The 17,483-nt window shown below is 67.2% G+C and carries 18 protein-coding genes; 3 read left to right on the forward strand and 15 right to left on the reverse strand.

Going from position 1 to position 17,483, the window contains the following annotated elements; translation table 11 throughout:
* The first annotated feature begins 3 nt into the window (after positions 1-3).
* The gene (locus AC1DEZ_RS17175) at positions 4-822 is read left to right on the forward strand and encodes an ATP-binding cassette domain-containing protein (protein ID WP_476780128.1); all 819 of its coding nucleotides are present in this window, start codon (positions 4-6) and stop codon (positions 820-822) included.
* A 44-nt stretch (positions 823-866) separates the two neighbouring features.
* Here the strand turns inward: AC1DEZ_RS17175 and AC1DEZ_RS17180 are convergent, their stop codons facing one another.
* The 12 genes from AC1DEZ_RS17180 to AC1DEZ_RS17235 form a co-directional block, all read right to left on the reverse strand.
* Positions 867-1,229, reverse strand: coding sequence for an SPW repeat protein (locus tag AC1DEZ_RS17180; RefSeq protein WP_476780129.1), 363 nt, complete (start codon positions 1,227-1,229; stop codon positions 867-869).
* A 196-nt stretch (positions 1,230-1,425) separates the two neighbouring features.
* Positions 1,426-2,784, reverse strand: a complete 1,359-nt coding sequence (locus tag AC1DEZ_RS17185; RefSeq protein ID WP_476780130.1) for an esterase-like activity of phytase family protein — start codon at positions 2,782-2,784, stop codon at positions 1,426-1,428.
* A gap of 240 nt (positions 2,785-3,024) precedes the next feature.
* Positions 3,025-3,969: a 2-hydroxyacid dehydrogenase gene (locus AC1DEZ_RS17190; protein ID WP_476780131.1), complete on the reverse strand. Its 945-nt coding sequence runs from the start codon at positions 3,967-3,969 to the stop codon at positions 3,025-3,027.
* On the reverse strand, positions 3,966-5,291 hold the full coding sequence (deoA, locus tag AC1DEZ_RS17195) for a thymidine phosphorylase (RefSeq protein ID WP_476780132.1): 1,326 nt from the start codon (positions 5,289-5,291) through the stop codon (positions 3,966-3,968). The genes AC1DEZ_RS17190 and deoA overlap by 4 nt, the downstream gene beginning before the upstream one ends.
* On the reverse strand, positions 5,292-6,053 hold the full coding sequence (gene deoC / locus AC1DEZ_RS17200) for a deoxyribose-phosphate aldolase (protein WP_476780133.1): 762 nt from the start codon (positions 6,051-6,053) through the stop codon (positions 5,292-5,294). It abuts the gene before it with no gap.
* Positions 6,054-6,056: 3 nt separating this feature from the next.
* On the reverse strand, positions 6,057-6,866 hold the full coding sequence (locus AC1DEZ_RS17205) for a purine-nucleoside phosphorylase (protein WP_441509992.1): 810 nt from the start codon (positions 6,864-6,866) through the stop codon (positions 6,057-6,059).
* A 38-nt stretch (positions 6,867-6,904) separates the two neighbouring features.
* Positions 6,905-7,315 (reverse strand): cytidine deaminase, encoded by a 411-nt coding sequence (locus tag AC1DEZ_RS17210; RefSeq protein WP_476780134.1) that lies wholly within the window; start codon positions 7,313-7,315, stop codon positions 6,905-6,907.
* A gap of 1 nt (position 7,316) precedes the next feature.
* Positions 7,317-8,291 carry an ABC transporter permease gene (locus AC1DEZ_RS17215; RefSeq protein WP_476780135.1) on the reverse strand — a complete coding sequence of 325 codons (975 nt, stop codon included), beginning with the start codon at positions 8,289-8,291 and terminating at the stop codon, positions 7,317-7,319.
* Positions 8,291-9,394 carry an ABC transporter permease gene (locus AC1DEZ_RS17220; protein ID WP_476780136.1) on the reverse strand — a complete coding sequence of 368 codons (1,104 nt, stop codon included), beginning with the start codon at positions 9,392-9,394 and terminating at the stop codon, positions 8,291-8,293. The genes AC1DEZ_RS17215 and AC1DEZ_RS17220 overlap by 1 nt, the downstream gene beginning before the upstream one ends.
* A complete protein-coding gene (locus AC1DEZ_RS17225; protein ID WP_476780137.1) occupies positions 9,391-9,819 on the reverse strand; it encodes a VOC family protein in 429 nt (142 codons plus the stop codon). Before AC1DEZ_RS17225 ends, AC1DEZ_RS17220 begins: the two co-directional genes overlap by 4 nt.
* Complete coding sequence (locus tag AC1DEZ_RS17230; protein ID WP_476780138.1) at positions 9,816-11,351, reverse strand: ABC transporter ATP-binding protein; 1,536 nt, start codon at positions 11,349-11,351, stop codon at positions 9,816-9,818. Before AC1DEZ_RS17230 ends, AC1DEZ_RS17225 begins: the two co-directional genes overlap by 4 nt.
* Positions 11,352-11,546: 195 nt before the next feature.
* Positions 11,547-12,548, reverse strand: a complete 1,002-nt coding sequence (locus AC1DEZ_RS17235) for a BMP family lipoprotein (RefSeq protein ID WP_476780139.1) — start codon at positions 12,546-12,548, stop codon at positions 11,547-11,549.
* A gap of 161 nt (positions 12,549-12,709) precedes the next feature.
* On the opposite strand from AC1DEZ_RS17235, the gene AC1DEZ_RS17240 reads away from it, so the two are divergent.
* Positions 12,710-13,492 (forward strand): HesA/MoeB/ThiF family protein, encoded by a 783-nt coding sequence (locus AC1DEZ_RS17240; protein ID WP_476780208.1) that lies wholly within the window; start codon positions 12,710-12,712, stop codon positions 13,490-13,492.
* 160 nt (positions 13,493-13,652) lie between these two features.
* Here the strand turns inward: AC1DEZ_RS17240 and gshB are convergent, their stop codons facing one another.
* The 3 genes from gshB to rsmI form a co-directional block, all read right to left on the reverse strand.
* Positions 13,653-14,591, reverse strand: a complete 939-nt coding sequence (gshB, locus tag AC1DEZ_RS17245) for a glutathione synthase (protein ID WP_441509999.1) — start codon at positions 14,589-14,591, stop codon at positions 13,653-13,655.
* A gap of 184 nt (positions 14,592-14,775) precedes the next feature.
* Positions 14,776-15,171 carry a YraN family protein gene (locus AC1DEZ_RS17250; protein ID WP_476780140.1) on the reverse strand — a complete coding sequence of 132 codons (396 nt, stop codon included), beginning with the start codon at positions 15,169-15,171 and terminating at the stop codon, positions 14,776-14,778.
* Positions 15,168-16,076, reverse strand: coding sequence for a 16S rRNA (cytidine(1402)-2'-O)-methyltransferase (gene rsmI / locus AC1DEZ_RS17255; protein WP_441510119.1), 909 nt, complete (start codon positions 16,074-16,076; stop codon positions 15,168-15,170). The genes AC1DEZ_RS17250 and rsmI overlap by 4 nt, the downstream gene beginning before the upstream one ends.
* A gap of 183 nt (positions 16,077-16,259) precedes the next feature.
* Here rsmI and AC1DEZ_RS17260 point away from each other — a divergent pair, with 183 nt between their 5' ends.
* Positions 16,260-17,456, forward strand: coding sequence for a penicillin-binding protein activator (locus tag AC1DEZ_RS17260; RefSeq protein WP_476780141.1), 1,197 nt, complete (start codon positions 16,260-16,262; stop codon positions 17,454-17,456).
* Positions 17,457-17,483 lie beyond the last annotated feature (27 nt).

Here is a 17,483-nt window from a genome sequence, read left to right on the forward strand (position 1 = left end):
GCGATGAGCATCACGGAATCGGCTGGTCTCGCCGACACCCATCCGGGCCAGGGCACGCCGCTGATCGAGATGCGCGACATCTCGATCGCCTTCGGCGGCATCAAGGCCGTCGATGGTGCGAGCGTCGACCTGATGCCGGGCGAGGTCGTCGGCCTGCTCGGCCATAACGGCGCCGGCAAGTCGACGCTGATCAAGATTCTGTCGGGCGCCTACCGGGCCGATGCCGGCACGATCCGCGTGAATGGCGATGAAGCGGCGATCACGAGCCCGCGTGACGCCAAGCAGCAGGGCATCGAGACGATCTATCAGACGCTCGCGCTTGCCGATAACGTCGATGCCGCCGCCAACATCTTCCTCGGTCGCGAGCTACTCTCCGGCTGGGGCACGCTCGACGATGCGACGATGGAGGCCGAGACTCGCAAGGTGATGGGTCGGCTCAACCCGCATTTCCGTCGCTTCAAGGAGCCGGTGAAGGCGCTCTCGGGCGGCCAGCGCCAGTCGGTCGCGATCGCGCGCGCCATCTATTTCAACGCCCGCGTGCTGATCATGGACGAGCCCACGGCGGCCCTCGGCCCGGCCGAGACGAAGCAGGTGGCGGAGCTGATCCTCCAGCTCAAGAAGCAGGGCATCGGCATCTTCCTGATCAGCCATGACCTGCACGACGTCTTCGATCTCGCCGACCGCGTCACGGTGATGAAGAATGGCAAGGTCGTCGGCACGGCGCGCACTGCCGACGTCACCCAGGACGAGGTGCTGGGCATGATCATCTCGGGCAAATGCCCGCCGGCCGCGGTGGCCGGCCCCGGCGCGCTACGCAGCTAGATCGCGCCGGGTCGATTCTGGAGCGGCGGGGAGCGCGAAGCTCCCTACGCCGTCGCGTGCGGCTCGTGCCGATAATCCCAGACTGCCCAGCCCGAGATCGCCGCAGTCAGCAGGCCGACGATCATGTGAGGCCAGAAGGCGCGGAGGTTACCGGTGAAGCCCAGCATCCAGGGCGAGGCCACCAGCCAGAGTCCGAGCGCGAGATTCAGCCATTCCTCCCATTCGGCGAAAGCCGAAAGCGCAGCGACCGCAATCACGGCGAGAGCCACGCTGACGATCCAGGCATTGCGCGTCGGCACGAAGTCGCCGACGAAGCCCATGTACCATGGGGAGAAGAACAGCAGCCCGGCCAGGATCAGATTACACCAGTCCTGCGGTCGCCTGACGTTTGTATTCGCGGTCAACATGATCACCTCCATCGGTGACGATCATCCAACCACTACGCCTCGCGCATGAGGCGCTTGGTCATTTTTATTATACGCTCAGGTCAGCAATAGCTCAAGAACAGAGTAGGAACGCCCGGCGGCCGATCGAATCCGACCGCCGGGCAAGACGACATGAGCCGCATCGCTGCGCCCAACCGAGCCAGCGATGCGGGCGTTCTCACTTCGCGTCGAGCAGTTCCTTCACCGAGAGCAGGACGAGTTCGTTGTCATCCGCCTTCTTGGGATCACGCGAGGACGAGAACGGCAGGTTGTTGTCGTTGCCGACGACGATGATGCCCTTGGCAAGATCGACGACGTCGACGTTCTCGATGGTGAAGAACGGGAAAGGCAGCACGCCGTCGATGGCGCCCTGCTTCGCCTTCTTGTCGGGGTCGGCGATCTTCATCAGGTCGATGAAGCCGATCCTGCGCACGGGCTTGCCGACATTGGCGTCGGTCATCTCGATCTTCACGATGCGCTTGAATTTGGCGAGGTCGTGGAAGCAGTCCGGGCCCTTCTGTCCGGCGGCACAGGCCTTGTCGGCAGTGCCTTCGCCGTTGTCGCGCTCGATGATCAGCGCCGTCGTCGCGTCGATCATGTTGAAGTCGCCGATGGCGAGGCCCTTCTGCTCCAGCGGGAAGTACCAGGAGCGGCCGGTCCACTTCTCGTTGGCGACATCGAATTCGAGGATGCGCAGCACTTCCTTGCCGTCGACCTCTTCATTGCCCTTGGTCTCGGCGTTCCAGAGCGGCCCCTCCAGCAGCGGGTAGAGGAAGCGCCCGTCGGGAGACTGCGCCATGCCCTCATAGCCCTTGGAGCGGCGGACATTGAATTCGACGGACTGGTTCGGTGCGCCGGGCGTCGTCACGGCGTAATGGTCCGGCGAGCGGGCCGGCTTGCCATCGACCGTGGTCTCGAACACCGCCTCGACCTTGCCGTTGGCATCGACGCGGATGAGGTAGGGGCCGAACTCCTCGCCGATCCAGTACTTGCCGCCGATCGGCTGGATCGACTCGGGATCGAAATCGGCGCCGGTCAGATAGCGCTTCTCGGTGCCCTCATGAACGATGCGAAACGGCACCTTCTTGTCGGGGTCGTGCAGGAAGATGGTCGAGAGACGCTCGATCGCGCCCTTGTCGAAATCGGCCTTGAGACGATGGAAGAACAGCATCGCGTCGGGCGAATTGACCTTGGAGCCGAAGCCGTTGTCGGTCAGGACGAGGAACTCGCCATTGCCGAGCGAGCGGATGCCGGAGAAGCCCTGCACGGGCTGGCCGGCGAATGGCGTGGAAAGACCTGTCGGGCGGCCGCCCGAGGTGCCCATCACCGAACCGACGGTTTCGACACGCTTGCCCGGGGTTACGAACTTGCCGGACACCTTAAGATCGGCCGGCGCATCGGCAGGAGCCGGGATGATCGTGTTCGCCGGCAGCAGGGCGTGACCGACGAGCTTCGACGGAAACTCCTTCTGGGCGTCCTGGGCCCCGGCGAGAATGGTCGAGGACAGGAGCAGGGCAAAGGCGAGCGACAAGCGCATGAAATTCTCCGGGCTGGAAATGACCAACCCGCTTCGCCCGCCCGGATTGCGACCCGACGACAGCGCGGCGACCGTTCGGTGACGGGGCATTTGAACTCGCCAGCCCTCATCCTGGGGAACAGGCGAAGCCTGTGTCTCGAAGGGTGTTCCAGTGTACGCTCGAACCATCCTTCGAGACGCCGCTCTCGCGGCACTCAGCATGAGGACTGGAGCTGAACAGCCACAGAAGCGGCCGATCCTTTAGTACCCCCTGGCCGGATCGACCACATGCTGCAGGGGCTCGCCGGCTTCCAGGCGCCTGATCTGCGCCGTGATCAGCGAAGCGATCGCTTCAGGCTCCGACATCGCCGCGTTATGCGGCGTGATCGTCACGCCCGGATGGGTCCAGAGCGGCGAGGCGGTCGGCAGCGGCTCGGTCTCGAAGACATCGAGCGTCGCGCCTTTCAGCGTGCTGGCTTCGAGCGCCGCCAGGATATCCTCTTCCACCTGCAAGCCACCGCGGCCGGCATTGATCACGAACGGACCTCCGAGGCGACCATCCTGCGCCAGCCCTGCGATCAGCCCGGCGTTGATGATGCCGCGCGTCTCCGGCGTGAGCGGCACGAGGCAGACGAGGATGTCCGTCCGCGCCAGGAACTCCTTCATGCCCTCCTCACCCGAGAAGGTGCGCAGCCCCTCGATGCTCTTCGGCGAGCGGCTCCAGCCGGCGACGTCAAAGCCGATGACCTTGAGCTTGGCGGCGGCATCCAATCCGAGTTCGCCCAGCCCCATGATGCCGACGCGAACCGAGCGGGCCGCTGGCTGGTTGCGATCGTCCTCCCAGAGCCTTTCGCGCTGCTGGCTGAGGTAGCGGTGCTGCTGGCGCAGATACATCAGGCAGTGCAGCACGACGTACTCGCTCATCCGCGTGGTCAGATCGGGATCGACGACGCGGGCGATCGGCACCGCCGGCAGCTTGTCGTCGGCGAAGAGGAAATCGACGCCGGCGCCAAGCGAGAAGATGGCGGCGAGATTGGGCAGACCGGTCAGGCTGCCGGCCGGGTGCTTCCAGCTCGCGACATAATGGACGGCGCGGCGGTCGAAGGGCTCGCCGAGAACCACGATCGGCATCTCCGGCAGCAGCGCCTGGAACCTGGCGCGCCAGTCCTCGACATGCCAGCCCGTCATGGCCAGAAGCAAACTCATGCCGACACCCTCTCCGTGATCCGTTCCGCGACGAGCCGGCCGCGCGCCGCACCCTCACCGATCCAATAGGCCTTGCGCAAGCGCGCACTCGCCGCGGCGAACTGCGCCTCGTCGCGCGCGTGGATGATCCCGAGCGGACGCTCCGCGCCAATCTCGGCTCCAATGCCAGCCAGTTCGACGATGCCGACGGCATGGTCGATCGGGTCCTGCGGGCGGACGCGGCCGCCACCGAGCGTGACGACCGCAAGCCCGACCGCACGCGTGTCGACCGCGACGACCGACCCCGCCGTTTCGGCGAAGACCGGCTTCACGATCGGCGCAAAGGCGAGATGATTTGCCGGCTTTTCCAGCAAGTCCGTCGGTCCTCCGAGCGCCGCCACCATCCGCGCGAAGCGCTCGGCCGCCGCACCCGAGGCGAAGGCATTCTCGATCTTTTCGCGCGCGGCATCGAGATCGGCGGCGAGCCTGCCCAGGAGCAACATCTCGGCGCCCAGCGCGACCGTGACCTCATGGAAGCGCGCCTCGCGGCGGCGGCCGGTCAGATGGTCGAGCGCATAGGCGACCTCGAGCGCATTGCCGGCGACCGAGGCGAGCGGCTCGTCCATATCGGTCAAGAGCGCGTGTGTCGGCAGCCCGGAATCGTTGGCGACGGCGACGAGAGCCTGCGCCAGCGCCTGTGCCTTGGCGTAGTCGGGCAGGAAAGCACCGGAACCGAACTTCACATCCATGGCGAGGCCGTGCAGTCCGGCGGCGAGCTTTTTCGACAGGATCGAGGAGACCAGCAGCGGAATCGTTTCGACCGTCGCCGTCACGTCCCGGATGGCATAGAGCCGCTTGTCAGCCGGGGCGAGATCGGCGGTCTGGCCGATGATGGCGCAGCCGACCTCCCGCACGACCTTGCGGAACAGATTGATGCACGGCTGGGTGACATAGCCCGGCACGGCATCCAGCTTGTCGAGCGTGCCGCCGGTATGGCCGAGGCCGCGACCGGAAATCATAGGGACGTAGCCGCCGCAGGCCGCCACCGCAGCCGCCAAAGGCAGGCTCACCGTATCGCCGACGCCGCCGGTCGAGTGCTTGTCGAGGGCGGGGCCGGGCAGATCATCCCAGCGCAGCACGGTTCCGGAATCGCGCATGGCGAGGGTGAGCGCGACGCGCTCCTTCTCGTTCATGCCGTTGAAATAGACCGCCATGGCGAAGGCGGCCGCCTGTCCTTCGCTCACCGAGCCATCGGTCAAACCGGCGATGATCTGGCGAATATCCGCATCGGGCAGCTCGGCACCGTCGCGCTTGGCGGCGATGATCTCCTGGGTCAGGCGCATTCAGTAGCTCCCACGCGGCGGCACTCCGGGCGCAGCGCCGCCGATTTCCTCGACGAGCGCGGTGTAGAGACCGCTCGCACCGAAACGGAAAGTCGCGGGCGTCGCCCAGTCCGGGCCCATCATCGCGTCGGCGAGAGCAAGGTAGCTCTTGGCATCCGCCAGAGTTCGGATCCCGCCCGAGGGCTTGAGCCCGATCGGGCGTGCTGTCATGCCGATCACGCCGAGCATGGCGCGCGCCGCCGGAATGCTGGCCGAGCGCGCGGTCTTGCCCGTCGAGGTCTTGATGAAATCGGCGCCGCCCGCGATCGCGAGCTCGGACGCGACCCTGACCTTGTCGAGATCGGGATATTCGCCGGATTCGAGGATGACCTTCAGCAGCTTGTCGCCACAGCGCATCTTGACGTTGCGGACCATGGCGGCCGCTGTGGCGAGTTGCCCGGCCAGCACGGCGCGCCAGGGCAGGACGAGGTCGATCTCGTCGGCGCCAGCCTCGAGCGCCTCCTCGGTCTCGCGGATGGCGGGCGCGATCGGGGTGTCGCCCTCCGGGAAGTTCACCACCGTCGCGATGCGCACCGGGCTGTCGCCGAGCGCCTGGCGTGCCACGGCGACGAAGCGCGGCCAGAGGCAGACGGCGGCGACCGGCACGGGGCCGGAGACGGCGCGCCGGCACAGGTCGCGCGCGCCGTCGGCGGTCGCCTCGTCGGCGAGATCGGTCAGATCGAGCAGCGCGAGCGCGCGCCTGGCGATATCCGCGTCCGACATGGCTCAGAGCTCCGAAAGGAAGGCGCGCAGCAGGCGCCGCAGCGCGCCGGCCGCCACAGCCGCGACATCGCGCGTCTCTGCATGGTGCGGCGCGCCGCCCTGCAGGCCGGCGCCCATATTGGTGACGATGGAGAGCCCGGCGACGCGGATGTCGTGGCGCCGCGCCAGGATGACCTCCGGCACCGTCGACATGCCGACGAGATCGGCGCCGAGCGTCTTCGCCATGCGGATCTCTGCCGGCGTCTCGAAGCTCGGACCGGAGAACCACATGTACACGCCCTCGCCGAGCGGCAGCGCCACCTTCTGCGCAGCCCGCTTCAGCCGGCCGCGCAGATGCGGGTCATAGGCATCGACCATCGGGACGAAACGGCCGTCGCCCTTGTCGCCGACCAGCGGATTGGGCCCATTGAGATTGATATGGTCGGTGATGAGGGCGAGGCTGCCCGGCCGCATGGCGGGGGACAGCGATCCCGCCGCATTGGTCAGGATCAGCGGTGGCGAGCCGAAGGCCGTGAGAACACCGAGCGGAACACGCATGACGGCCGGATCGCCGCCCTCGTAATAGTGGGCGCGGCCCTGGTAGATCAGAACCTTGCGGCCATGCAGCGTGCCGTAGCAAAGCTGGCGGGCGTGACCGGACACCTCGCCGCGCGGAAAGCCGGGCAATTCGGCATAAGGGATCCGCACTGCATCCTGCACATCCTCGGCGATGGAGCCGAGGCCGGTGCCCAGCACAAGCGCGCAATCGATCGTGTCTACGCCACGCTCGGCCAGCACGGATGCCGCCTCATCGAACACCGGATCGGCCGCCATCAGTCCCTCTCCCCGGCCACCGCAGCAGCCGTCGCAAATCACCGCGGCAAATTGGCCGGTCCGAAGGAGGCTGGCAACAGCTCCGCCAGGGTGAAACGCGCGCGGATGCCTTCGGGCCCCGCGATCGCCACCGGCGTTTCGGGCGCGGCGAATTCGCGGATGCGCTGGCGGCAGGCACCGCAAGGCGTCACGAGTTCGGCGCCGTCGCCGAAGACGAGGATTGCGCGGATCGCCTGCCCACCCCCGGCGACCATCGCGGAGATGGCGCCGGCCTCTGCGCAGGTGCCGACCGGATAGGCGGCATTCTCGACATTGCAGCCGGCATACACGGCGCCGTCATCGCCGAGGAGCGCGGAACCCACCTTGAAGCGCGAATAGGGCGCATAGGCGCGCGGCTGGATCGCCGCGGCCGCGGCAAAGAGCGTGTCGAAATCGGGCGCGGCCGGCAAATCAGCGTTCCTTGACATAGGGCAGGCCGGAGGCCTTGGGCGGCGTCGCCTTGCCGATGAAGCCCGCGAGCAGGACGATGGTCATCAGATAGGGCAATGCCTGGATCGCTTCCACCGGCACGAGGCCGATACCCGGCAATGTCACGCCCTGAAGCCTTATCGCGACCGCGTCGAGCACGCCGAAGAGCAAGCAGGCGCCAAGCGCCGGCCAGGGCCGCCAATTCGCGAAGATGACGGCGGCAAGCGCGATGAAGCCGCGCCCGGCCGTCATATGCGGCAGGAAGCCGGCCGATTGCGCGACGGCGAGATAGGTGCCGCCGATGCCGCAGAGTACGCCGCAGATCGCGACCGCGCCATAGCGCAGACCGGCAACGGAGATACCGGCGGTATCGACCGCAGCCGGATTCTCGCCGACGGCACGGATGCGCAGGCCAAAGCGCGTCCGGCCCAGCACGAAGGCCGTCACGAGAACGCAGGCGAAGGCAAGATAGGCCGGCGCGGCATGGCCCGAGACGACCTCGTCATAGAGCTGGCCGAGAATCGGGACGTGCTCCCGCGCCCAGGGCGCGAAGGGCAGCGTCAGCTCGCCGAAGCGTGCGGCCCCCTCCAGCGAGGGCGTGCGCCCGCCCTGCCCGTACCAGGCATTGCCGAGGACAACCGTGAGACCCGCAGCCAGCATGTTGATGGCGACGCCGGAGACGATCTGGTTGCCGCGCCAGGTGATGGCGGCGAAGCCGTGGACCAGCGCCAGCGCCACTGCCGCGAGGATAGCGGCGCCAAGACCTATCCAGGCCGAGCCGGTGACGAAGGCCGCGACGGCCGAGGCGAAGGCCCCGATCAGCATCTTGCCCTCGAGGCCGATATCGACGACGCCGGCCCGCTCCGACCACAGACCAGCCATCGCCGCGCAGATCAGCGGGATCGACAACCGGATCGTCGAATCGAGCACGACGGCGAGCGTCTGGAGCCAATCCATCAGACGGCACCCCGGCAGATGCGCAGCACACCCGCAACCAGCCGGCGAAAGAGCCCGTCGAGCGCTCCCGCGAAGAGGATGAGCACGCCGCCGATCACCACCACCATGTCGCGGGTGATGGCCGGCTTGTCGAAGGAGAGTTCCGCCCCGCCCTGGTAGAGGACGCCGAAGAGCAGGGCCGCGAGCGCGACGCCCACGGGGTGGCCGCGCCCCATCAAGGCGACGGCGATGCCGACGAAGCCGTAGCCGGCGGTGAAATCAAGCACCAGCCGATGCTGCACGCCGAGCGCCTCATTGACCGCGAGGCCGCCGGCGAGCGCGCCCGAGATCGCCATCGCGACCATCGTGACGGCAGCCGGCGAGATGCCGGCATAGGCAGCGGCGCGCGGATTGGCTCCGACGGTGCGGATCGCGTAGCCGAGCCGCGAGCGGTAGATCAGCAGCCAGACGGCGAAGAGCGCCATCAACGCCAGCAGGAAGGCGCTGTTGAGCGGGGTCGAAGGGAGGCTCAGCCCGAGCGGAGCGAGAAGCTGGTGCATCGGCGTCAGCACGGCCTGGGCCGGAAAATCCGGCGTCTCCGGCTGCATCGAGCCGGGTTTCCCGATCACCTCGCGCAGGAGGTAGACGATCAGCGTCGCCGCGACGAAATTCAGCATGATCGTGGTGATCACGACATGGCTGCCGCGCTTCGCCTGGAGCCAGCCCGGGATGAAGGCCCAGAACGCGCCGCCCGCCGCCGCAGCCAGGACAGCGAGCGGGACCGCGAGGATGCCCGGCGCCCAGGAGAGGCCGAGGCAAGCAACGGCCATCGCGACGCCGGCTATTGTCGCCTGCCCCTCGCCGCCGATGTTGAACAGCCCGGCATGGAAGGCGACCGCAACGGCAAGCCCCGTAAAAATGAAATTCGTCGTGTAATACAGCGTGAAGCCGATGCCCTCAGCGCTGCCCAGCGCGCCGCGCAACAGCAGCGTCGTCGCCTCCAGCGGGTTCTCGCCGATGCCGAGCACGACGAGCCCGGCCACGAGCAGCGCGGCAGCGACCGATACCAGCGGCACCAGCGCGACATCGGCCCAGCGCGGCAGGTCGAGCGGGGCCGCGGTCATCCAGCGAGCGTCACGTTGCCAGCGGAGTCGAGCGGAAAGAAGGGATTGTGGGCGAGTTCCCAGAGATGGCCGTCGGGATCGGCGACATATCCGGAATAGCCGCCCCAGAACACTTTCCGGGGCGTCTTCACTGCCGTAGCTCCCGCCGCAACCATTTCCGCGAACAGCGCATCGACCTCGTGCTCGCTGCGCAAGTTGTGGGCAAGGGTGATGCCGGAGAAGCCGGTCGGTCCGTCGGCCACCTGCGCGTCATTCGCCAACTCGGCCCGCGGAAACAGCGACAGGCCGATGCCATTCAGCTGGAAGAAGGCGACGCTGCCCTGCCGCGGCTCGATCTCGCGCCAACCCAGGGAGCCATAGAATCGCCGCGAGCGCTCCAGATCGGCGACGCCGAGCGTCACCAATGTCAGCCTCTGTTCCATCATGCGGCCTCCTCGACGCCAGCCATCAGCAGGCCCAGTTCGCGCTCATCAGCACCGGACCCGGCCCGCTCGCCGGTGATCCGGCCGCCGCACATGGCGATGATTCGGTCGGAAAGCGCCATCACCTCCTCGAGTTCGACCGATACCAGCAGGATCGCGACGCCCCGATCGCGCAGTTCGATCAGACGACGATGGATGAACTCGATCGCGCCGATATCCACGCCCCGCGTCGGCTGCCCGACCAGCAGAACCTTGGGATGCCGCTCAATCTCGCGAGCGAGGACGATCTTCTGCTGGTTGCCGCCGGAGAACTTCGACGTCTTCAGCGCCGGATCGGGCGGGCGCACGTCATAAGCGGTGAATGCATCGCGGGCATGGGCCTCGATCCGGGCGGGCGACAGGAGCGGGCCGGGACCGAAGGCGGGATCATGCTGATAGCCGAGGATCGCGTTCTCGGCAGCCGAGAAGGCGGTGACGAGCCCGCTGCGATGGCGATCCTCGGGGATATGCATCAGCCCGAGTTCACGCAGCCGCGCCGGATGGCGATCGGTGCCCGACAGGATCTCGCCGCCGAGGCGGATGACACCGCGCGTCGGCTGGATCAGCCCGGCCAGCACTTCAAGGAGTTCGCTCTGGCCGTTTCCGGCGACACCGGCGATGCCGACGATCTCGCCGGCATGGAGGGTCAAGCCAACGTCCCGAAGCGTGTCAGCCCCGCGCGCATCACGGCAGGACAGGCCGACCGCCTCCAGGACGGGCGCACCGCGCTCGCGCGGCGGCTTCTCCACCCGCAGCAGCACGCGCCGGCCGACCATCGCCTCGGCGAGTTGCGGCGGCGAGGTCTCGGCAGTGGCGACATGAGCAACCATCTCGCCACGGCGCATCACCGAAACCCTGTCGGTGACATCCATGATCTCGCGCAGCTTGTGGGTGATCAGGATGACGGTCTTGCCCTGCGCCTTCAGGGCCCGGAGCAGGGCGAAGAGCTGATCGGCTTCGGCGGGCGTCAGGACCGCCGTCGGCTCGTCGAGGATGAGGATCTCCGCACCGCGATAGAGAGCTTTCAAAATCTCGACGCGTTGCTGCAGGCCGACCGAAAGCTCGCCGACGATCGCATCGGGATCGATGACGAGGCCATAGTCCTGCGAGAGCCTGGCCAGCGCCGTCCGCGCCTGCGAGAGTCCGCCCGTGAGGAAGGTGCCGCCTTCGGCGCCGAGCACCACGTTTTCGACCACGCTCAGCGTCTCAACCAGCATGAAGTGCTGGTGGACCATGCCGATCCCGGCCGCGATCGCATCCGCCGAGGAACGGATGCGGCGCGGCGTGCCGGCGATCCTGATTTCGCCGTCATCGGCCTCGTAGAAGCCGTAGAGAATCGACATCAGCGTCGATTTGCCGGCGCCGTTCTCGCCGACGATGCCGTGGATCGAGCTGGCCGCGACCGAGAGGGACACGTCCCTGTTGGCAGCGACCGGGCCGAAGCGCTTGGAGATCCCGACGAGCTCGATGGCGGGTGGAGAGACGGCCTCCATCATCACACGGGAACCACGACGCAGAACCCCTCTCCCGGATGGGAGAGGGGCAGGGGTGAGGGACCGCCGCTGATTGTTGGGGCGAGGCAACCGCCGCTGCACCTTCTACGGATAGGGCGGGCCCTCATCCCTGCCCTTCTCCCACACGGGAGAAGGGTTCTCCGCGCATCATTCGGTCCCGTCGGCACGATCCCTCGCTCACATCGTGCATTTCTGGTCGGACATGTAGTCGTGGACCTTCACTGTACCGGCGATAATGTCGGCCTTTGCCTTGTCGGCCGCGGCCTTCATCTCGGGCGTGATCAGCGCCTTGTTGGCGTCGTCCAGCGCCCAGTCGATACCGCCTTCCTTGAGGCCGAGCACGGAGATGCCCGGCTTCCACGAGCCGTCCTGCGCAGCTTTGAAGGAGTTGTAGGCGGCGACGTCGACGCGCTTGAGCATCGAGGTCAGGATCTTGCCGGGATGGAGCGCGTTCTGGTTGGAATCGACGCCGATACCGAGCTTGCCGGCATCGGCCGCGGCCCTGAGCACGCCGATGCCGGTGCCCCCGGCGGCGTGGTAGATCACATCGGCGCCGCGATCGATCTGCGACTTGGCGAGTTCGCCGCCCTTGACCGGATCGGCCCAGGCCGAGGGCGTCGAGCCGGTCATGTTCTGGTAGATCTCGGCATCGGCCTTGCCCGCCTTGACGCCCTGGACATAGCCGCAGGCGAATTTGCGGATCAGCGGAATATCCATGCCGCCGACGAAACCGACCTTGCCCGTCTTCGAGGCCATCGCAGCGAGCAGGCCGACGAGATAGGAGCCTTCATGCTCCTTGAAGACGATCGACTGCACGTTCGGCAGGTCGACCACCATGTCGATGATGGTGAATTTCAGGTTGGGGAATTCGGCCGCGACCTTCTGCAGCGCAGTCGCCTGCGAGAAGCCGACCGCGATGATCGGCGAATGGCCGTCGCGGGCGAAGCGGCGCAGTGCCTGCTCGATCTGGGCATCGTTCGTCGGCTCGAAATCGCGGAAATCGACGCCGGTCTCCTTCTTGAACCTGTCGGCGCCGATGAAGACGCCCTCGTTGAATGATTTGTCGAATTTCCCGCCCTTGTCATAGACCACGGCCGGCTTGATCGCCTGCTGCGCCAGCGCCGCCACAGCCGAAAGCGCAACACCGGCCAGTGCCGCCGCAAAAGAACCCAGACGCATGAACCGATCCCCTTTGAAGCCGGGCGCCGTTGTCCGGCCCTCGATGGCGACACGATGGCATGGCTCGGCGGCGCGGCCAAGCCAGCCAAAGTTCATGCTCGGCGATGCCGCAATCGACCATGCCGATTGCCGAAGTTCGGCAGTGGTCTTACGCTGCCACGATGATGATGGGCGACGACGAGATCGAGCGCTATGCGCGCCATATCGTGCTGCCGGAGATCGGCGGCCCGGGGCAGCAGAAGCTGAAGAATGCGCGCGTGCTCGTCATCGGCGCCGGCGGACTGGGCGCACCGCTGATCCAGTACCTCGCCGCAGCCGGCGTCGGGAAGATCGGCATCGTCGACGACGACATCGTCTCGCTCTCGAACCTGCAGCGCCAGACCATCTTCACGACCGAGGATATCGGCGCCCACAAAGCTGTCGCAGCCGCCCGCTTCGTGCGCAATCTCAACCCGAACGTCGTGGTCGAGGAGCATGTCACCCGCATCGACCCGCACAATGCCCGCGCGCTGATCGCCTTCTACGACGTGGTGGCCGAGGGTTCCGACAATTTCGCGACGCGTTATGCCGTCTCCGACGCCTGCTTCCACGAGCACCGGCCGGTCGTGATGGGGGCGCTGGGGCGCTTCGACGGTTCGCTGACCACGATCCGCGCCCATGAAACCGGCCCGGACGGCGTGCCGAATCCAACTTGGCGCTGCCTCTTCCCCGAGGCCCCGCCTCCCGGCTCGATCCCGACCTGTGCGGAAGCCGGCGTGCTCGGCGCCCTGCCGGGTGTCCTCGGCTCGCTGATGGCGCTGGAGGTGATCCGCGCCATCACCGGCTTCGGCGAGCCACTGGTCGGCAAGCTCTTGCTGCTCGACGCGCTGACGATGCGCTTCGAGACGCTGCGCTATGGCTGGGACGAGATGAACCCGCTGAGCGGCGGCAGCGTCGCGGCTTAGTCTAATCCAACCCTCCGAGCCCTCATCCTGAGGAGCCATTCCCAAGGAATAGCGTCTCGAAGGATGCAGGAAGCTCCGGAGCAAGTTAGATCATCCTTCGAGACGCAGCCTGAGGCTGCCCTCAGGATGAGGGCTCACTCCCTCAGAAGCCAGGCGTGGCTCAGCGCTTCGACTCGATCACGTCCCAGAGCTGCGCCGCCAGATCCGGCCCGCCGAGCTTCTTGATCGCGCGAACGCCGGTCGGCGCAGTGACGTTGATCTCGGTGAGCTTGCCGTGGATGACGTCGATGCCGACGAGCAAAAGGCCGCGTTCGCGCAGCGCCGGGCCGATCGCCTCGCAGATTTCAAGCTCCTTCTTCGACAGGTCGGTCGGCCGGGCAGCGCCGCCGCGGACCATGTTGGCGCGCAGGTCGCCCACCGCCGGGACGCGGTTGACCGCGCCCGCCGCCTTGCCGTCGATCAGGATGATGCGCTTGTCGCCCTCGGTGATCTCCTTGATGAAGCCCTGCACCACCCAGGGTTCCCGGAAGAGATTGCTGAACAGGTCGAAGAGCGAGCCGAAATTGGGGTCGGTCCTGCTGGTCTTGAACACCGTCGCGCCGCCATGGCCGTAGAGCGGCTTCATGACGATCTCGCCATGCTCGTCGCGGAAGGCCTCGATCTCGGCCTTGTCGCGGGTGATCAGCGTCGGCGGCATCAGCTCCGGGAAATGGGTGACGAATATCTTCTCCGGCGCGTTGCGGACTTCCGCCGGGTTGTTGACCACCAGCGTCTTCGGGTGGATGCGCTCCAGCATATGCGTCGTGGTGACATAGGCCATGTCGAAAGGCGGGTCCTGCCTAAGCAGGACGACATCGAGCGTCGAGAGATCGATCTTCTCCTCGGCTCCCGCCGTGAAATGATCGCCCTCGGCATCCCGCACCGTGACCGGGCGCATCGGCGCCGTGACCTTGCCGTCGCGCATCGAGAGCTTGTCGGGAGTGTAGGTGTAGAGCGTGTGGCCGCGCGCCTGCGCTTCCAGCATCAGGGAGAAGCCGGTGTCCCCGGCGATCCGGATGCGCTCGATCGGGTCCATCTGGATAGCGACGGAGAGAGTCATGGCAGGCCTTCCTGTTGCGGCCGGTTCTTATCGGGCCGCGGGCGGGGTTCCTGCAAGTGGGTGGCATCGATCACGTCGCATTCTGACGGAATCGTCAAAATTCGAAAAACGTGATCGATCTTAAAATCTTAGAGCATTTCTGCAGCAAAAACCGGTACCCACTTTTTTGCGCAATGCTCTTGCGTCACAGGACGAGCGCAAAGGCGGCCGGCACATGGCGCGGCCGTCGCCAGGGCGCCAGGAACACCGCATCGGCGCGCAGATGATGATCGTTCGCCCAGGGGTTGCGCGAGAGCCAGTGCCGGATGCGCCGCTCGACGAGACGGCGCTTTTCCGGGGTCACCGAAGTCAGCGCATCCTCCAGCCGGCCACGTGCCTTGACCTCGACGAAGGCCACGGTGCGGCCACGCTTCATCACGAGATCGATCTCGCCGCCCTTGCCGCCGAAGCGCCGTTCGAGCAGCCGATAGCCCTTCGCGGTCAACCAGAGGATGGCGAGCCATTCGGCGCGGTGGCCGGTAAGCCCGGAGCGTCTTGCCTTGCGGCTGCGCTTGCCCGGATCGGCCGCCGCTCCGCTCACGGATGGTCGCGGGTGAGTTCGAGGGCGCGCGCGTAGACTTTCCGGCGCGGCTGGCCGGTCTCGGCTGCGACCTGCGCGACGGCCTCCTTCAGCGAGACCCTGGCCAGCGCCACGCGCAGCCGTTCGTCGATCACATCATCGGTCGGGACGAGCTCGGTGGCGCCGGGCGGGCCGATGATCACGACGATCTCGCCGCGCGCCTCCTCCTCGCCATCATAATGGGCGGCCAGCTCTGGAAGGGTGCCGCGCCTGACCGTCTCGTAGAACTTGGTGAGTTCGCGCGCGACAGCCCCCGGCCTCGCGCCCAGCACGGCGGCTGCATCGGCCAGCATCTCGGCGAGGCGGCGGGGCGATTCGAAGAAGACCAGCGTTCCGGGAATGGCGGCAAGTTCGGTCAGCCGCGTGCGACGTCCTCCCGATTTCGGCGGCAGGAACCCTTCGAAGAAGAAACGGTCGGTCGGCAGCCCCGCCAGCACCAGCGCCGCCAGCACCGCGGAAGGGCCGGGAATGCCGGTGACCGGCAGGCCTTCAGCCACCAGCTCGGCCACGAGCTTGTAGCCGGGATCGGAGACCAGCGGCGTGCCGGCGTCCGAGATCAGGGCGAGCTTGCCGCCCTCGCGCAGTTTCGCCAGCACCTTCGGCCGCATCTGCGCGGCATTGTGCTCGTGATAGGGCAGGAGCGGCGTCGAGATACCGTAATGCGCCAGCAGCGTCTTCGACGTGCGGGTATCCTCGGCGAGGATCGCATCGGCGGCGGCGAGCGTCGCCAGCGCCCGGAACGAGATGTCGCGCAGGTTGCCGATCGGGGTCGCGACGATGTGCAGCCCTGGCGCCAGCGGCTCGGCCTCGGCGCGCAGGCCGAAGGCGGTGTAACTGGGAGGGCGGGCTGCGGCATCGTTCGACATCGCGCCACGCTGCCACAGCGGCAGCCACCACGCCATGGCACAACGTCGCGCTGCGTGTGCAACTCATAGTTAACAACTTGAAAATAAGATTCCGCACTGGCACGTGTCCGGCGGGGAGATTCTTCCGCTGGAACTCATCGCCGGGCGAGCGCCTGCCTGCCCGGCCACGACTGGAGATCGCCCGTGTTGCATCATCGGTATGTCGCGCCGGTCCTGCGGTTCAAGGCACGGGCTCTCGCGGTCCTTCTACCGCTCACGCTGGCCGCCTGCGGCGGCGGCACCTCGGGCCTGCCGGGCTTCGATTCCGCGCCGGGCGCGGCACCGACCGGGCAGACCATCGGCAACGGCAAGGTCAAGGTCGGCCTCGTGCTGCCGCTGACGGCGGAAGGGCAGGGCGCGGTCGTCGGCAATTCGCTGAAGAACGCCGCCGAGATGGCGCTGGCCGAGTTTCCGAACGCAGATCTCACGCTCCTGGTGAAGGACGACCGCGGCACGCCGGAAGGCGCGCGTGCGGCAGCGCAGGAAGCGCTGTCGGAAGGGGCCGAACTGATCATCGGCCCGCTCTTCGCCCCCTCGGTGCAAGCGGCGGCGCAGGTGGCGCGCGGTGCGAATCGTCCGATCATCGCCTTCTCGAGCGACACCAGCGTCGCCTCGCGCGGCGTCTATCTGCTTTCCTTCCCGCCCGAGAACGACGTCAACCGCGTCATCGCCTATGCCAGCCAGCAGGGCCGGAAATCCTTTGCCGCACTCCTCCCCGATACCGCCTATGGCAAGGTCGTCGAGGCGGCTTTCCAGCAAGCCGTCGCCAGCAGAGGCGGCCGTGTCGCCGCGATCGAGCATTTCGGCGCCGATCCCGCGGCGATGCGCAGCGCGGTCCAGCGGCTGATGCCCTCGCTGCAGCAGGCGGATGCGCTGTTCGTGCCCGCCGCCGCCGATACCATGCCGACGCTCGGCCAGCTCCTGCAGGAAGCCGGCTACAATCCCGCGAAGGTGAAGCCGCTCGGCACCGGCGTCTGGAACGATGCCGGGATCGCACGCGTGCCGGCGATCCAGGGCGGCTGGTTCGCCTCGCCCGACACTGCCGGCTTCAACGCCTTCGCCGGGCGCTACCAGCAGCGCTTCAACAGCGCACCGACCCGCACCGCGACGCTCGCCTATGACGCGGTTTCGCTGTCAGCAGCGCTGGCCCGCACGCAGGGCTCGCAGCGCTTTTCCGAGAGCGTTCTGACCAATGCCTCCGGCTTTGCCGGCGCCGACGGCGTCTTCCGCTTCCGGCCGGACGGGCAGGTGGAACGCGGGCTTGCCGTGCTGGAGCTGCGCAACGGGCAGATCGTGACGATCAACGCCGCCCCGCGCGATCTCGGCCCGCGCTCGCAATAACCACGCGACAGCAGGCCGTCATGCCCG

It is taken from the genome of Allobosea sp. 10L422, from assembly GCF_056395345.1.

What these genes read in the sequence shown, in the direction of transcription:
- rsmI (WP_441510119.1), bottom strand. Translation starts at nt 16,076, where the DNA reads ATGTCGAACGATGCCGCAGCCCGCCCTCCCAGTTACACCGCCTTCGGC.
- AC1DEZ_RS17235 (WP_476780139.1), bottom strand. Translation starts at nt 12,548, where the DNA reads ATGCGTCTGGGTTCTTTTGCGGCGGCACTGGCCGGTGTTGCGCTTTCG.
- gshB (WP_441509999.1), bottom strand. Translation starts at nt 14,591, where the DNA reads ATGACTCTCTCCGTCGCTATCCAGATGGACCCGATCGAGCGCATCCGG.
- AC1DEZ_RS17180 (WP_476780129.1), bottom strand. Translation starts at nt 1,229, where the DNA reads ATGTTGACCGCGAATACAAACGTCAGGCGACCGCAGGACTGGTGTAAT.
- AC1DEZ_RS17185 (WP_476780130.1), bottom strand. Translation starts at nt 2,784, where the DNA reads ATGCGCTTGTCGCTCGCCTTTGCCCTGCTCCTGTCCTCGACCATTCTC.
- deoC (WP_476780133.1), bottom strand. Translation starts at nt 6,053, where the DNA reads ATGTCGGACGCGGATATCGCCAGGCGCGCGCTCGCGCTGCTCGATCTG.
- AC1DEZ_RS17225 (WP_476780137.1), bottom strand. Translation starts at nt 9,819, where the DNA reads ATGATGGAACAGAGGCTGACATTGGTGACGCTCGGCGTCGCCGATCTG.
- AC1DEZ_RS17205 (WP_441509992.1), bottom strand. Translation starts at nt 6,866, where the DNA reads ATGGCGGCCGATCCGGTGTTCGATGAGGCGGCATCCGTGCTGGCCGAG.
- AC1DEZ_RS17190 (WP_476780131.1), bottom strand. Translation starts at nt 3,969, where the DNA reads ATGAGTTTGCTTCTGGCCATGACGGGCTGGCATGTCGAGGACTGGCGC.
- deoA (WP_476780132.1), bottom strand. Translation starts at nt 5,291, where the DNA reads ATGCGCCTGACCCAGGAGATCATCGCCGCCAAGCGCGACGGTGCCGAG.
- AC1DEZ_RS17175 (WP_476780128.1), top strand. Translation starts at nt 4, where the DNA reads ATGAGCATCACGGAATCGGCTGGTCTCGCCGACACCCATCCGGGCCAG.
- AC1DEZ_RS17220 (WP_476780136.1), bottom strand. Translation starts at nt 9,394, where the DNA reads ATGACCGCGGCCCCGCTCGACCTGCCGCGCTGGGCCGATGTCGCGCTG.
- AC1DEZ_RS17230 (WP_476780138.1), bottom strand. Translation starts at nt 11,351, where the DNA reads ATGATGGAGGCCGTCTCTCCACCCGCCATCGAGCTCGTCGGGATCTCC.
- AC1DEZ_RS17215 (WP_476780135.1), bottom strand. Translation starts at nt 8,291, where the DNA reads ATGGATTGGCTCCAGACGCTCGCCGTCGTGCTCGATTCGACGATCCGG.
- AC1DEZ_RS17240 (WP_476780208.1), top strand. Translation starts at nt 12,710, where the DNA reads ATGATGATGGGCGACGACGAGATCGAGCGCTATGCGCGCCATATCGTG.